Source organism: Gilvimarinus gilvus (assembly GCF_030518155.1).
GTDB classification, from domain to species: Bacteria; Pseudomonadota; Gammaproteobacteria; order Pseudomonadales; family Cellvibrionaceae; genus Gilvimarinus; species Gilvimarinus gilvus.
Genome location: NZ_JAULRU010000610.1, coordinates 1 through 15,129, shown reverse-complemented (window position 1 = coordinate 15,129; position 15,129 = coordinate 1). Strand labels below are relative to the sequence as shown.

The 15,129-nt window shown below is 48.5% G+C and carries 10 protein-coding genes; all 10 read left to right on the top strand.

Going from position 1 to position 15,129, the window contains the following annotated elements:
• Window positions 1-113: 113 nt before the first annotated feature.
• Complete coding sequence (locus QWI17_RS14975) at window positions 114-728, top strand: alpha-ketoglutarate-dependent dioxygenase AlkB family protein (protein ID WP_302723334.1); 615 nt, start codon at window positions 114-116, stop codon at window positions 726-728.
• Window positions 729-1,017: 289 nt separating this feature from the next.
• Window positions 1,018-1,668: a response regulator gene (locus tag QWI17_RS14970; RefSeq protein ID WP_302723333.1), complete on the top strand. Its 651-nt coding sequence runs from the start codon at window positions 1,018-1,020 to the stop codon at window positions 1,666-1,668.
• A 50-nt stretch (window positions 1,669-1,718) separates the two neighbouring features.
• Entirely contained in the window at window positions 1,719-3,545 is a 1,827-nt protein-coding gene (gene uvrC, locus QWI17_RS14965; RefSeq protein WP_302723332.1) for an excinuclease ABC subunit UvrC, read from the top strand.
• Window positions 3,514-3,876 (top strand): hypothetical protein, encoded by a 363-nt coding sequence (locus QWI17_RS14960; RefSeq protein ID WP_302723331.1) that lies wholly within the window; start codon window positions 3,514-3,516, stop codon window positions 3,874-3,876. The genes uvrC and QWI17_RS14960 overlap by 32 nt, the downstream gene beginning before the upstream one ends.
• A gap of 900 nt (window positions 3,877-4,776) precedes the next feature.
• Window positions 4,777-7,827, top strand: coding sequence for a TonB-dependent receptor (locus QWI17_RS14955; protein ID WP_302723330.1), 3,051 nt, complete (start codon window positions 4,777-4,779; stop codon window positions 7,825-7,827).
• Between the two features lie 148 nt (window positions 7,828-7,975).
• Window positions 7,976-8,704 carry a SapC family protein gene (locus tag QWI17_RS14950; protein ID WP_302723329.1) on the top strand — a complete coding sequence of 243 codons (729 nt, stop codon included), beginning with the start codon at window positions 7,976-7,978 and terminating at the stop codon, window positions 8,702-8,704.
• A gap of 36 nt (window positions 8,705-8,740) precedes the next feature.
• On the top strand, window positions 8,741-9,775 hold the full coding sequence (locus QWI17_RS14945; RefSeq protein WP_302723328.1) for a cupin-like domain-containing protein: 1,035 nt from the start codon (window positions 8,741-8,743) through the stop codon (window positions 9,773-9,775).
• A 49-nt stretch (window positions 9,776-9,824) separates the two neighbouring features.
• Window positions 9,825-11,309 (top strand): tryptophan halogenase family protein, encoded by a 1,485-nt coding sequence (locus QWI17_RS14940; RefSeq protein WP_302723327.1) that lies wholly within the window; start codon window positions 9,825-9,827, stop codon window positions 11,307-11,309.
• Window positions 11,310-11,317: 8 nt separating this feature from the next.
• A complete protein-coding gene (locus QWI17_RS14935; RefSeq protein ID WP_302723326.1) occupies window positions 11,318-12,013 on the top strand; it encodes a DUF6445 family protein in 696 nt (231 codons plus the stop codon).
• Window positions 12,014-12,342: 329 nt separating this feature from the next.
• The gene (locus QWI17_RS14930; protein ID WP_302723325.1) at window positions 12,343-14,958 is read left to right on the top strand and encodes a glycoside hydrolase family 3 protein; all 2,616 of its coding nucleotides are present in this window, start codon (window positions 12,343-12,345) and stop codon (window positions 14,956-14,958) included.
• Window positions 14,959-15,129 lie beyond the last annotated feature (171 nt).

Sequence of the window (15,129 nt, the reverse complement as noted above, 5' to 3'; positions counted from 1 at the left end):
GCGCGCCGCAGCGCTAAGGCCTACCGCCTATCGCCGACCCGTGTAGCGCATGTATCCGGGCCCGCAGTTCTCGAGTGTCGGTGTGTGAGCGCTTGCCGTATTATAATACCTCTATGCAGCATGACCTTTTTACATCCCCAGAGCCCGAGATTATCATCGCCTGTGATGGTCGGGCGACTCTGTATCGTCAGTGGATTCATCGCGATGAGGCCGCCAACCTTTTCGATTCGCTGCGACAATCCCTTGACTGGGAGCAGACCGTTCTCACCATGTACGGTCGTCAGGTCGCTATTCCGAGGCTGAATGCGTGGTACGGCGATAGCGGCTCGTCCTATTCTTATTCGGGTGCCTATTTTGACCCAATGCCATGGACTGCTGAGCTGGCCAACCTACGGGAACGCCTGCAGGCCTATACCGACACCGGGTTTAATAGCGTGTTGGCGAACTATTATCGAGATGGTCGGGATGGGGTGGGCTGGCACAGCGATAACGAGACTGAACTTGGGCCAGAGCCGACCATTGCCTCAGTCAGCTTGGGAGAAACCAGACGCTTCAGCCTGCGCCACAGCGCCACGGGCAAAACTGTTTTGGTTGATTTGGCGGCGGGTGACTTGTTGGTGATGTCAGGCAAGCTACAGACACGCTGGCAGCACCAAATAGCTAAGTCGCGCAAGGAGCTGGGCGCGCGGATAAATTTGACGTTCCGTCGGGTTGGCGAAAAAGGGTGAGTGCGCTTCAGGCCTTGCCCTGCGGGACTTCCAGGCTGGCCCGTAATCGTCGTTGCCACTTTTCGATGAGTGGGCACACACCGTCAAAGTGGCGCCTAGATTACGAACCAGCCTGAGAGGCTGAGTACGTAAGGGGTTTTCAACAGCCTGTTAAATAGCGGGGATAATAGTTCCCATTATTGCCCATAAACTGCTAAGATTCTCGGGTAATAAACAAAAATTGACACAGACAGAACTTGTCGCAAGTCGAAAATGAAGGTGTTGTATATCGCCTTCCGGGGAGTATCCGGTGACGAAAATACTGGTCGTAGACGATCATGACCTGGTGCGTATGGGCATCGTCCGTATGCTGAGCGACGTAGATGGATACGAAGTCGTTGGTGATGCGAAAAGCGGCGAGGAGGCCATAACCTGTGCCCGTACATTGGCGCCGGATGTAGTGCTAATGGACGTCAAGATGCCCGGCATTGGTGGCTTAGAAGCAACACGCAAAATGCTCCTTGCCAACCCTGGCGTGAAAATCATTGCTGTTACCGCCTGCGACGACAGTTTATACCCCTCGCGATTGCTGCAAGCCGGGGCCATGGGCTATGTAACCAAAGGCACAGGGTTTGCCGATATTACTACCGCCATTGATACGGTCGTTCGTGGTAATCAATACATGAGCAATGGAATCGCCCAACAGCTCGCACTCCAAAATATCACCGGCAAGCAGAGTGCGACGCCCTTTGAGCTCTTGTCGCAACGCGAGCTCGAAACCGCCATGCTGATAGCCGGTGGTCGCAAAGCGCAGGAGATAGCCAACACATTTTCGGTTAGCCCTAAAACGGTCAACAGCTATCGTTATCGGATTTTTGAAAAGCTTGGGATTAACTCTGATGTAGAGTTGGCCTTATTAGCGGTGAAGCACAATTATTTGGATCCGGAAGCTGTGGTGTAAACCGAGTATTTTGTCATGTCAGGCGGCCAATATCGGTATAATGCTCGCCTATGGTAGATGCGCAATTTGACCCCAAGCGATTTCTCGCAAATCAAACTCAGGCCCCCGGCGTGTATCAGATGTTTAACGCTGATGGGGATATTCTGTATGTCGGTAAGGCCAAGAATCTCAAAAAGCGGTTATCCAGCTACTTTCGCAAAACCGGCTTAGCACCTAAAACCCAATCGCTGGTTGCGCGCATAGCCAAGGTTGAAGTCACCCTAACGGCCAGTGAAAGTGAAGCGCTGATACTCGAGCAGAACCTCATCAAGTCCAACCGGCCGCCGTACAATATTTTACTGCGTGATGATAAATCCTACCCGTACGTGTTTGTGTCTTCGGCAGAGCCCTATCCGAGGCTTGCGCTGCATAGAGGGGCGAAAAAGAAAAAGGGCGATTATTATGGCCCTTACCCAAACGTCAGTGCTGTTAGAGATAGCCTGAGCTTTTTGCAAAAAACCTTTAAAGTGCGCCAGTGTGAAGACAGCGTGTTCCGCAATCGCTCTCGACCCTGTTTACAGTATCAGATTGATCGCTGTACTGGTCCCTGTGTTGATCTCATTGCACCTGAAGATTACGCCAAAGATGTTCACCATACCCGCCTGTTCTTGCTTGGCAAAAATCACCAGCTGCTGAAAGAGCTGGCCGACGATATGGAATCAGCCTCGATGAGTTTGGAGTTTGAGCGAGCGGCGCAATTGCGCGATCAGATCAGTGCGCTGCGTACAATTCAGTCGCAGCAGAATGTAGAAGAGGGCAGCGCGGATCTGGATATAATTGCCGTTGCTCTGCGCAGTGCTAATGCTTGCGTGCATGCCCTTTTTATACGCCAGGGGCGAATATTAGGCAGTCGGAGCTATTACCCCAAGTTAGGCCTGAGCCTGTCTGAGGCTGATGTCCTGGATGAGTTCTTGCCTCAATTTTATTTAGGGAGTGGGCGCGAGGTGCCGGGCGCAATAATAACCAGCGCTCCTCTGGCTCAGGCAAAACTGCTCAGTCAGGCCCTGGCGGAGGCTCGCGGTGCCAAGGTAGCTATTACTCATAATGTCAGAACGCACCGCGCCAAGTGGGTGGACATGGCCCGGCGGGCCGCTGAACAAAACATTATTGCCAGAATTAACAGCCGAAAAACGGTTACCGAGCGCTTGTTAGCCTTGCAAGATGTGCTCGGGCTCGAGGATGTTCCCGCCCGCATGGAGTGTTTTGATATCAGTCATTCCAGTGGAGAGCTAACGGTTGCCTCCTGTGTGGTGTTTGATAAGGAGGGGCCCGCGAAATCGGACTACCGCCGTTTCAATATCGATGGTATCACCGGGGGTGATGATTATGCCGCCATGGAGCAAGCCCTTACGCGTCGCTACACCCGATTACAAAAGGGGGAGGGGAAGCTGCCGGACATTTTATTTATTGACGGTGGTAAGGGGCAGATGGGCGTGGCAAGAGACGTGCTGAATGAGTTGGGGGTGAAAGGCGTTCAGCTTATTGGTGTGGCCAAAGGTACCACTCGCAAGCCAGGCTTTGAAACACTCTATAACAACGATACCGGGCAGGAGATTGTATTGGGTAGTGACTCGCCAGCACTGCATGTCATACAGCAGATCCGTGATGAAGCCCACCGCTTTGCCATCACCGGTCATAAAAATCGTCGCGATAAAAAGCGCAGAGGGTCTTCGCTGGACGATATCCCCGGAGTAGGGCCTGCGAAACGTCGGGAGTTATTGCGTCATTTTGGCGGTTTGCAGGAAATTAAAGCAGCCAGCGTGGAAGAGCTGGCTAAAACTGCAGGTGTTAGCCGGAAGCTGGCCGATGAAATATACGGCTACTTTCACATGGATTAGCGCTTGGAGTTTTATTTTTTCAGTTGTGCTGAAGCTGCTGCTTAATCGCGCAAGAGACATCGGCGAGCTCGATGTTGCAGTTGTATGTAAAGGGGGCGTGGATTTGAGTCGCTCCGTTAATTGCCTTTTGGGTGGTTGCCGCAGCGGATTAAATGTCGCGATATTTCGAATTTTTTATCGTTTACCTGTTTCTAATGGTCTGATCGACCAAAACAAGCCGTCATTAATGCGCCATTTATGCGATAAAAAGCGCCATTTTGGGCTGCGTAATGACACCGCTGTCAATAGTGTAAACGGTTACATTTTTTGCAAAGACCACCTTATTAGGTAAATGTCTCTCAGAGCCCTTGAATTACCTGACTTGAGAGACACTTCTCGGCTGGGAGTGTTATCGCGAGTATCATTGATCCACTGTGGTAGCGTTATCAGTTAAATTTTAACAAAAAAATTACAAAGGCCAATTCATTGGGTGCTCTTCGTGTTGAGGTGTAATGGTTGCGCTACCATTTCCGCAAAGAGGGAGCTCTGTTGTTTCCACCATCGAGAAGTTTTTATCCTTTTTAAACAGTATGTTACAGGGTTTCTCTTGGTTTTTTGTTTTGTGTCTGGCACGAGTTTCAATGTTGTTTGCGGGTTATTGATGTTTCCCTCAGTAGAGAGGCTAGGTGTTTAAAGTTGCGAAGATATTGTTTACGTTATTGTTAACATAGGGTGGGTAACCGGTTACATCGATGGGGGAGTTAAAGAGAGTATTGAATACCTCTTTGGCATGCCGTAAATTGGCCCAATAGATTGATGTGGGTTGCGTGTTGTTGCAGATAAGCTAATGTTACTTGGTTGTTGTCGGAGCACGTTGATATCGCATGGCTTGAGCGTTGAGTGTCGAATTTGAGTGTGACGCCAGCAGAGATGCTCGAGAGGCTGGCAATAAAAATTGTTGAATCGACCTAAAGAATGGCGTAAATTGAATCCAGCTTAAAGTCAAAAAGACTAAAACGTTAAAAATAACAATGTTAAAAAAGCAACGATATAGATAGGGTAAGCGGGATATACGATTATAAATTACACGGTTCAGTGGCCCATATGCTGAAGCCCACTTACACAGAGAATTTGCAAATTCCGATTTGCAAAACCAAGTGCCAAGCGTGTCCAGTAAGACAAATAAAACGGTACTTGGGATTTAAGCGAGATGCTAAATAATAATCTTCCTAGCATAATCAAGGAGAGCCTCATGTATAAAAAAACCAACTTTAAGCGTAAGCTTATTGCTTCAGCGGTCGCATCATGTGCAATGACTGGGTTTTCAACCCAAGCTTTGGCACAAGAAGACGCGAGCATGCTTGAAGAAGTTGTAGTAACCGGTATCCGCGCGTCGCTCGAGCGATCAATGGATATCAAACGTGACTCAGCCGGTGTTGTAGATGCGATTTCAGCAGAAGACATTGGTAAATTCCCCGATACCAACTTGGCTGAATCTCTTCAGCGTATTACCGGTGTTTCCATCAGTCGTAACAACGGCGAAGGTTCAGAAGTAACCGTTCGTGGTTTTGGTGCCGGCAACAACATGGTTACCTTGAACGGTCGTACCATGCCTTCCGCTTCTACCTTCAACGGTGACGGTGGCGGCTCACGTGCCTTTGACTTCGCTAACCTGGCATCTGAAGGTGTGAGTGGCGTTGAAGTTTACAAAACCGGTAAAGCATCCATTACCACTGGTGGTATTGGTGCAACTATTAACCTGAAGACCACACGTCCTCTGGATAACCCTGGCTTCACCGCAAGTGTTGGCGGTAAAGCGGTAATGGATACCTCCAATCGCGCAGGCGATGATGTGACTCCCGAAGTGTCGGGCATGTTCAGCTTTTCTAACGACAGCGGTACTTTTGGGGTTGCCTTGAGTGCCAGCCACCAGCAGCGTGACTCGGGCACCGTGGGCGCCACAGTTAATGACTGGGGTATCTATGAGTGGAATGATATTACAGATCCTGATAGAGCCTGGAATAACGTTGACGTAGACGTAACAAATGCTCCGGATCAAGGCCAGTATTACTCGCGCTTTTACGACTTGCGCTATGAGTTCACCGATACCCAGCGTACCCGTGATAACGCTCAACTGACTGTACAGTTTGCGCCTACAGATCGTATAACCGGCACAGTGGATTACACCTTCGCTGAAAACCAAATCGAGCGCCATTTGGGTCAATCCGGTCAGTGGATGCAGCAGGGGGATAATCTTCAGGCCGTCACTTTTGACGACCAAGACATCGCCACCATGGTTTACGCTACCGAGACTTACGCCAATGGTATTGACGAGGGTCACGAGCAGCAGTACGCAAACCAAACCAATACGCTGGAATCTTTCGGTGTGAATCTGGGCTTCCAGGTTAGCGACGAATTTAGTGTGGTTCTGGACGTGCATGATTCGGAAATGCACAGCCGCGGTACCGGCCCTTATGGTGCGGGTTCAGTGCGTATGGCGCTGGCTAACCCAAGTGTTTCTTCTCGCGAATGGTGGTTCGGTGCTGAGTTCCCAACGTATCAGAACCAATACGATGAGAGCAAGGGTGGTAACACCGGTTTCCCAGTTAATCGGGACGGTACGCGTGACCCCGGTGATATCAGCTCTACCATGTTTAACCTGCGTCAAGCGGATCAAAAGTCAGCGGTTACCCAAGTTAAATTGGACGCCAGTTATGAATTTGACAATGGTCGCTTTGATTTTGGTGTAGAAACCCGTGAAATGGAATCTCATACCCTGAACTATGCAGCGGAAAACGTTGCTCTGGGTAACTGGAATGGTGGCTACCCTGGTGAGTTCGTTGGTATTGTTGAGCCTTTTGACATACAGGGCGAATTTGAAGACTGGTCACCTCGCGATGGTCACGGCTTTATTGGCGACCCCGTAGCGATGTACGAGCAAGCTCAAACGTATGATCGCTACGACGGTATCATACCCGTTGATATGACCCAAACTGCTGACAACCTCGTGCAGGAAGATACTGCAGCGGCTTACTTCCAGATTGAGTTGAATGGCGAGTTAGGCGATATGCCTTTCGCAATTCTGACCGGTTTGCGCTATGAGCAGACCGATGTGTTCTCTAGCTCGTTGGCCGCTCGCTATCGGTCTATTTGGGAATCCAATAACGATGTTGCTATTCGTGTGGATCCAACCGTAGAGTCCAATTTGGCCAGTGCCGAAGAGAGCTATGACAACCTGCTGCCTAGCTTCGATCTTACCCTGAACATCCAGGAAGATCTGATTGGTCGCTTCTCTTATAGCAAAACCATTGCCCGTGCGGGTCTGAATAGTTTGGGTGTGTCGGCGTCTGGCTTTGGTGCTGGCGGCGGTTCAACCTTGCTAGGCGCAGTTCCCACTGCTAGCTCTTCAAACCCCGGCCTGTTGCCACTGGAATCCACTAACTTCGATTTGTCGTTGGAGTGGTATTACGGTGATACCAGCTATGTGTCTGCTGGGGTCTTCGAGAAGAACGTAATGAACTTCCTCGGCTCGGAGACTGTAAACCGCGATGACCTGCTTGGTGGTATTCGTGACGTAACGGCTGGTCCTCGTGCGCAACAGGCGGCTAGTGACTTGGCGGCAGCGGGTTTGAGTCTTAACGACGATAATCTACTTGGTCAGTTCATCTGGAACGAGTTTGCGCAAGGCAGCTCTGAGTGGCAAGCTGAGTTTGGCAGCGCTGTGTACACAGGTACTGCGGACCAAAACCTGTTCCTGGCTGAGCAAGCGGGCTGGGATCCTATCGCAAACGGTGATGACCCGGTTTACACCTTCAGAACCAGCACACCAAATAATGGTCGTGAAGCCAAAATCCACGGTGCTGAATTTGCTATACAGCACTTCTTTGGCGAGACCGGTTTTGGTATTCAGGCCAACTATACGCTGGTGCGTGGTGATGTAAGCTTCGATAATCTGGGCGATCCTTCTGATTCTCAGTTTGCTCTGGTTGGTTTGAGTGATACTGCTAACTTGGTGGGTATGTATGAAAACTACGGCTTCCAGGTTCGTCTTGCTTACAACTGGCGTGATGAATACTTGAATGAGACTAACCGTGGTGGATTTGGTAACCCGCGTTATATCGAGGCGTACTCGCAAATCGATCTTAACGTAAGTTATGAAATCATCGATGGTTTGTCTTTATCCTTTGAAGGTATTAACATCACTGGTGAAAACAGCCGTTCTCACGGCCGTAACGAAGCCATGATGTGGGATATGTACGACCTGGCTCCACGTTATCAAGTTGGTGCGCGTTATACATTTTAATTAAAGGCTTTACATTTAGTTAAAGTGTCTTATCTTTGATAAGTAAAAAAGCCGCTGCAAAGCGGCTTTTTTATTGGCGCAGGAATTACCATTGCGGAGCATGCCTGCTTTGATAACCAATAATTTTCTAAGGTGTAGAATTGAAACAATGGCAAATAACGTATTATTGAATAATGTATCTCATCAGGATTTAAAGGTGCTTGCACGCTTTGGTGCTGAGTTTGGTGATAATGTAGGGAGTGTTTTGGCTTTTCCAACAGAGTTTGTTGAATTGCAAAAAGAGTATCCTATTTTATTTAAATTGAATAAAAAAACTGAAAAATATCAGTCCATTGCACTTTTAGGGTTAAATCAAGGCGAAAATCTATTCTTGGATTCAGGGAGTGAGTCTGGCTGGGCTGCCAATTATATTCCTGCGGCTGTTGCAAAAGGTCCTTTTTTGATCGGAATACAATCTCAAAGTTCAGGTGAATCCAATGAGGCAATGATTCATATTGATTTGGATCATGCTAAAGTGGGTCATCAGGATGGGCACGCTCTGTTTTTGGAGCACGGTGGGAATAGCCCTTATCTTGAGCACGTCGCTAACCTTTTGAAAGTTATTCACCAAGGTGTGGCCTCGCAAGATCTTATGTTCAGAATCTTTTTGGAGATGGATTTGATCGAGCCTGTCAATATTGAATTTGATTTGCATAGTGGCGAAAAATATCAATTATCGGGGCATTATACGATCAATGAAGAAAAGCTCGCGCAGCTGGAAGGTGAAAAACTGGAAAAGCTGAGTAAGTTGGGCTTTTTGCCGTTGGCGTATGCGGTTACTGCATCAATGACAAATATTAGAAAGTTGATAGATATCAAAAATAGACAGTTGAGTTAATGTCAGGATGGTCTTTCAACTTGTTAGAATGACATTATGTTGCCTATAACCCAAAAAACTAAAATCGTTAACCCTAAGCGGGTTGGCCAAATAGACGACAGTATTTTCTCGTCTGATGAGCCCGCTGTCATCAAGGGGCTGGTTAATGACTGGAAGCTTGTCGAGAAAGGGAGGCAGTCGGACAGTAGCGCTATTGAGTATTTGAAGTCGTTTTATAATGGTCGGCCCTCCGTTATTTGCATTGGTGAACCTTCCATTCAGGGGCGTTTTTTCTATAGTGCAGATGCTACAGAGCTAAATTTTCAGACGCAAAAAATGCAAGTGGATGAGGCTCTGGACCTAATCGAAGCAAGTTTTGCTGAGCAAAGCCCCAGCTCGTACTATATTGCATCGAATCTTATAGACACACATTTCCCAGGCTTCAGAGCCGAAAATGATATTGGTATACCGAGGCCTGCTGCCAGTTCTCCCTTAGAAGACGTTCGCGTGAGTATTTGGATTGGGAATCGTACCACTGCTTGTTGCCATCATGATGCTCCCGATAACTTGGCTTGTTGTGTGGTAGGGGAACGTCAATTTACACTTTTTCCACCAGATCAAATTGCGAATCTTTACCCCGGGCCATTAACGCCCACACCAGGTGGCCAGCCATTAAGTATGGTGGATTTTGGTAATCCTGATTTCACAAAGTACCCTAGGTTTGCTGAGGCTATTAAACATGGCCAAGTCGCTGAACTTGAAGCGGGTGATGCGTTGTACCTGCCCAGTATGTGGTGGCATCAGGTGGAGTCGCAAAGCAAGTTTAATGTTTTGGTAAACTATTGGTGGAGTAACTCTGCACGGCACATGGGTCCGGCAAAAGATGTCTTGTATCATGCAATGTTAAGTTTACGCGGCAGGCCAGAGCACGAAAAGTTGGCGTGGAAACATGTTTTCGATTATTACATCTTTGATGATGCAGAGCGGGCAACAGAGCACTTGCCGGAACAGGCGCGAGGATATCTTGGTGAGATTGATAAAGAAAAGGGCAGAATGTTGCGTGCCATGCTTTTGAATTTTCTTAACCGATAAGTAAATTTTTTGAATTGAATGACCTACTGATGACGTGTGAGGACTGGTTTTGCAGAATAATGCTGTAAAAAAAGTAGTGATTGCTGGTGGTGGCACCGCAGGTTGGGTGGCTGCGGCAGCTTTATCTAAAAAGCTTGGTGAGCTTGTGGATGTTGTGCTTGTTGAATCTGAGCAAATTGGTACGGTGGGCGTCGGCGAGGCTACGATTCCTCCTATGCGTGTTTTCCATTCGCTGATTGGTGTCGATGAACAAGAGTTTATGCGCGCTACTGAGGCCGTGTTCAAATTAGGGATTTCATTTAAAAATTGGGGGCAGGTTGGTGACGAGTACTTCCACCCGTTCGGTACAACCGGGCAGAGCAGTTTCCTTGCAGATTTCCAGCACTTTTGGTTATACGGTAAAAGTAAAGGCATAGATGCGGGTTTTGGTGAATATAACCTGGAAGCGCAAGCGGCATTGGCGAATAAATTTGCTACCTCTAAAAATGGCCGTATTAACTTCGCTTACCACCTTGATGCAACGCGATATGCCCAGTATTTACGCCAATTCAGTGAAAAGCTCGGTGCCAAGCGAATCGAGGGGAAGATTCAGAACGTACAGCAGCATGAAAATGGTGACATTAAGGCGCTTGAGCTTGAATCAGGTGAGGTGGTTGAGGGTGATTTATTTATCGATTGTACTGGTTTCACCGGATTATTGATTGATAAAACGTTAAATGTCCCTTTTGAGGATTGGTCGCACTGGCTTCCATGTAATAGCGCAATTGCGGTGCAAACGGAGTCAGTTGAGCCTGCGAAACCCTATGTGACCTGTACCGCACATCAGGCGGGTTGGCAATGGCATATACCGTTGCAGCATAGGGTAGGCAATGGCAACGTATTTTGTAGCGAGTTTATGTCTGATGAGCAGGCAAAACAGCACCTTTTGGATAATGTTCAGGGAAAGGTGTTAACTGAGCCTCGGGTTATTAAGTACAAAACCGGCCGGCGAAAAGTTTTTTGGAGTCGCAATTGCGTCGCCTTAGGTCTTTCCAGTGGCTTTGTTGAGCCCTTGGAGTCCACCAGTATCTATCTGTTTATGATCGGGGTGACGAGGTTGATGAAAATATTCCCCTTTCACGGTATTACCCAGACAGCCATTGATGAATACAATCGGCAGGCTATTGCCGAACTGGAAAACGTTCGCGATTTTATTGTATTGCACTACCATGCCACTGAACGTGAAGATAGTGAGTTTTGGCGTTATTGCAAAAACATGGATGTCCCAGATTCATTGACCCATCGTATTGAATTGTTTAGAGAGAATGGCCTTGCTTTTCAAGGTGATCAAGAGATGTTTCGGCTCGAATCTTGGACACATGTGATGCTAGGGCAAGGTATCACACCAAAACGGTATCACTCGATATTTAGCACTATGTCAGATGAAGAGTTGGTAGGCCACCTAAGTAATACACGCAATACGATAGCTGAGGCTGTCAGTAAAATGCCAAATCATCAGGAATTTGTTAATCATTACTGCAAGGCCACGCGCTGAGAGTGAGTATGCAATTATCGTTAAATCCTAATATGGCTACCAGTGTTTATGAGTTGGGCGAAGAGCGCTCGCCGCTACTGGTCGTTGATGATTTTCTGCAAAACCCTGATCTTATGGTGGAACATGCCGCTCAGCAAAAGTTTGCAAAATATTCGGAATTTTTTCCCGGAATACGAGCTCCAGTGCCCGTTGAGTTTCAGTCTCTGCTGTTACGTACATTAGGGCGACAATTAAAGCAGGTGTTTGATCTGCAGGGATCGAAGCTTGCTTTGTCGCTATGCCAATACTCCATTGTGACGGTGCCCTCGGATAAACTTAAGCTGTTGCAGCGTATCCCGCATTTTGATTCGCCAAAGCAGGATGAATTGGCGGCTGTATTTTATTTGTTTAAAGGAGATCTGGGGGGGACCTCATTCTATCGTCATAATAAGACCGGTTTCGAATATATCGATGAAGAGCGGCAAGTTGCCTATTATAAGTCACTGGAAAGTGAAAATGACACTGACAATATTCCGCAGCAAGGCTATATAAACGGTGACACAGCTTTGTTTACCCGGATAGGAGAGCAGAAAGGTATTTTCAATCGACTTATTATTTACCGTCGACGAAATTTACACAGTGGTTCAATACCTTCGAGCTTTATACCAGATAGTAGTCCGCGCACGGGTCGGCTTACTATTAGTACTTTTATCGACTGTATTTAGCCTTTTTATTGTCAACTGAGTACTCTGACCAATAATGTGGTCGAGCATTTTTGAAAGCTTAAGTTGTAAAAATGACTTGAAACTGTAGTGATGACTTCCGTTGCCGCTCATAACGTTATTAAAAAGACAAGTTGCTACAATTACTGTCAGGTGCGGGGCCAGTGCACCTGTGGGTGACGAAGGTTTAGACGCCTTTGATAATGCTAAAAGTGGGGTGCACCACTTTTTCAAATTGTCATAATGTGGGTCGCCAACCACGATCCTACGTTCGTATACTCGCGTTTGCAAAGTACATATATACCATTGAACAATTATACGAGGAGCCACCCATGGCGATAACAACTCTCCGGCGATTGGCACTGGCCAGTGCCATTGTGGCGTCGCTAGCAGCATGCCAGAAGCCTAACACTGAGTCGGTGGCCCCCGAAACGGGTAATGCCGTTACAGAATCTAGTCCCTCGGCAAGTAGCCAGGCGCCGGTCGTATGGCCCGACATTCAAAGCGAAGTAAAACAAGATGCGACCATTGAGGCGCGCATTGATCAAATAATAGAGACACTGACCCTTGAAGAAAAAGTGGGACAGATGATTCAGCCAGAGATTAGGCATCTCACCCCTGATGATGTACGCAAATACCATGTCGGTTCGGTCCTCAACGGCGGTGGATCTTTTCCCTCGGGTGATAAGTACGCATCGGTTGAAGATTGGTTAGCGCTTGCCGACGGGTTCTATCTGGCGTCTATTGATAAATCAAACGGACGCGCAGGTATTCCGATTATGTGGGGTACGGATGCCGTACACGGCGTCGGGAATGTAGTGGGAGCAACCTTGTTCCCTCACAACATTGCGTTGGGTGCAGCGAATAACCCAGAGTTGCTGAAACAAATCGGTTGGGCGACGGCCCGCGAATTATTGGTGACGGGTATTGATTGGGACTTTTCTCCCACTGTGGCCGTGGCTCGCAATGAGCGCTGGGGGCGGACCTACGAGTCCTGGTCGGAGGCGCCTGAGATAGTAGGGGCCTATGCCGGTGAAATGGTACGCGGCCTGCAGGGGGAGGCTGGTGAGGACTTTATGGGCGAAGGACGTGTTCTCGCAACAGCAAAGCACTTTATTGGTGACGGCGGAACCAAAGACGGTATTGACCGCGGTGACACCGTAGGTGACGAATTACATCTGCGCGATGTTCACGGCGCCGGATATTTTACCGCCCTGGAGGCGGGCGTGCAGGCCGTAATGGCGTCATTTACGCGCTGGGATGGTAAGCGCATGCACGGCCATGATTACCTGCTCAACGATGTGTTAAAAGGTCAAATGAACTTCGATGGTTTGGTCGTGGGTGATTGGGCCGGGCACAGCTTTGTTCAGGGGTGTACGGCAACCAACTGCCCGCAATCTGTGAACGCCGGTTTGGATGTGTTTATGGCGCCCGATGCGGATTGGAAAGAGCTCTACCAAAACACTGTGCAGAACGTTAAAGATGGCGACATCACCATGGCCCGCATTGACGATGCTGTACGCCGTATTCTGCGAGTCAAACTTCGTGCCGGCTTGTTTGAAGCGGGCAAGCCTTCGTCTAGGCCTCTGGCAGGCAAAGCTGAATTATTAGGTGCGCCAGAGCATCGGGCTATCGCCCGTAAAGCGGTGCAGCAATCGCTGGTAATGCTAAAAAATAGCGACGGTTTACTACCGTTGTCGCGCGAAGCAAAAGTATTGGTCACAGGTGATGGCGCCGATAATATAGGTAAGCAAGCAGGGGGTTGGTCTATTTCCTGGCAGGGTACTGGCAACAAAAATTCAGATTTCCCCAGTGGAACCTCAGTTTTTGATGGTATTGAGTCCGTGGTTAATGCTGGCGGCGGTGAGGCAATACTCAGTGAAGATGGAAGCTTTGAAACCAAACCTGATGTCGCCATTGTCGTATTTGGCGAAGATCCATACGCTGAAATGCAGGGCGATGTTTCTAATCTTGCTTATAAACGCGGAAAAACTGACGACCTTGAACTGTTGCAGTCCTTTAAAGACGCCAACATTCCGGTGGTCGCTTTGTTTATTACCGGTCGTCCGCTTTGGGTAAACCGCGAGCTTAACGCGTCCGATGCATTTGTCGTTATCTGGCAGCCGGGAACCGAAGGTGTCGGTGTATCTGACGTGTTATTTCGCAATAATGATGGCGATATTAACGTGCCCATGTCGGGTAAACTGTCATTCTCCTGGCCAAAGACACCCGATCAAGTACCGCTTAATGTGGGCGACGAAAACTATGACCCACTCTTTCCCTATGGCTTTGGTTTGACCTATGCCGACACAGATACACTCGGTGATGACCTATCGGAGGAGGGCCTCACCGTTAGTGCAACCTCTGATGTACTGCCGCTGTTTGACCGGCGGCCGATAGAGCCGTGGGGCATTGAGGCCGTGGGTGCAGAAAACGACCGGTTGGTGATGGAAGGAAAAACCATGAGCACCTCTACAGTGACGGTGACGGCAGTAGACCGCAATGAACAGGAGGACGCGCGTCAGGTAGTTTTTAACGGACAAGGCCCTGGGCACGTAGCCTTGTTTGTTGACGAGCGCCAGGACTGGACCGGCTACGTGGAAGATCAGGCAGCGTTGATTTTCGATATTAAAGTGGATTCAGCACCAACCCAAACGACTTATCTTCGCTTTGGTTGTGGGTCTTACTGTGCGTCAGATCTGGATATGACCGAAGGCATGAAAGAGTATTTGGTCGGCAATGGCTGGCAGACGTTGTCGGTTGATCTTAAATGCTTCCCGACATCGGGTGAGAACTTTGGTGTGCAACAGCCGCCGGAAGAGTTTTTGACACAGGTCTTGCGCCCATTCACTATCTATACTGAGGGCGAGCTGGACATGTCATTTGCTAATGTGCGAATTGAAAAAAATAAAGCTGCAAGTGCTTTGATTAATTGTCAAAATCCGTAGATCAATTGTTTATGTTTTAGGCCGCCCCTGGGCGCAATGCTGTTCACTTAAGAGGAGCAGCATTGCGATCCACCGGATAGCGAGTCTTTGATATCTTAACCGTTCGAGGCGTTGTTGGTCTCGAACGCCTTTCTAAAAACAGGCTGCCGACTCCGGCTCTAAGCTCTGACA

Excerpts from the sequence above, each read along its gene's own strand:
- QWI17_RS14955 (WP_302723330.1), top strand. The coding sequence starts at position 4,777 with ATGTATAAAAAAACCAACTTTAAGCGTAAGCTTATTGCTTCAGCGGTC.
- QWI17_RS14930 (WP_302723325.1), top strand. The coding sequence starts at position 12,343 with ATGGCGATAACAACTCTCCGGCGATTGGCACTGGCCAGTGCCATTGTG.
- uvrC (WP_302723332.1), top strand. The coding sequence starts at position 1,719 with ATGGTAGATGCGCAATTTGACCCCAAGCGATTTCTCGCAAATCAAACT.
- QWI17_RS14945 (WP_302723328.1), top strand. The coding sequence starts at position 8,741 with ATGTTGCCTATAACCCAAAAAACTAAAATCGTTAACCCTAAGCGGGTT.
- QWI17_RS14960 (WP_302723331.1), top strand. The coding sequence starts at position 3,514 with ATGAAATATACGGCTACTTTCACATGGATTAGCGCTTGGAGTTTTATT.
- QWI17_RS14975 (WP_302723334.1), top strand. The coding sequence starts at position 114 with ATGCAGCATGACCTTTTTACATCCCCAGAGCCCGAGATTATCATCGCC.
- QWI17_RS14950 (WP_302723329.1), top strand. The coding sequence starts at position 7,976 with ATGGCAAATAACGTATTATTGAATAATGTATCTCATCAGGATTTAAAG.
- QWI17_RS14935 (WP_302723326.1), top strand. The coding sequence starts at position 11,318 with ATGCAATTATCGTTAAATCCTAATATGGCTACCAGTGTTTATGAGTTG.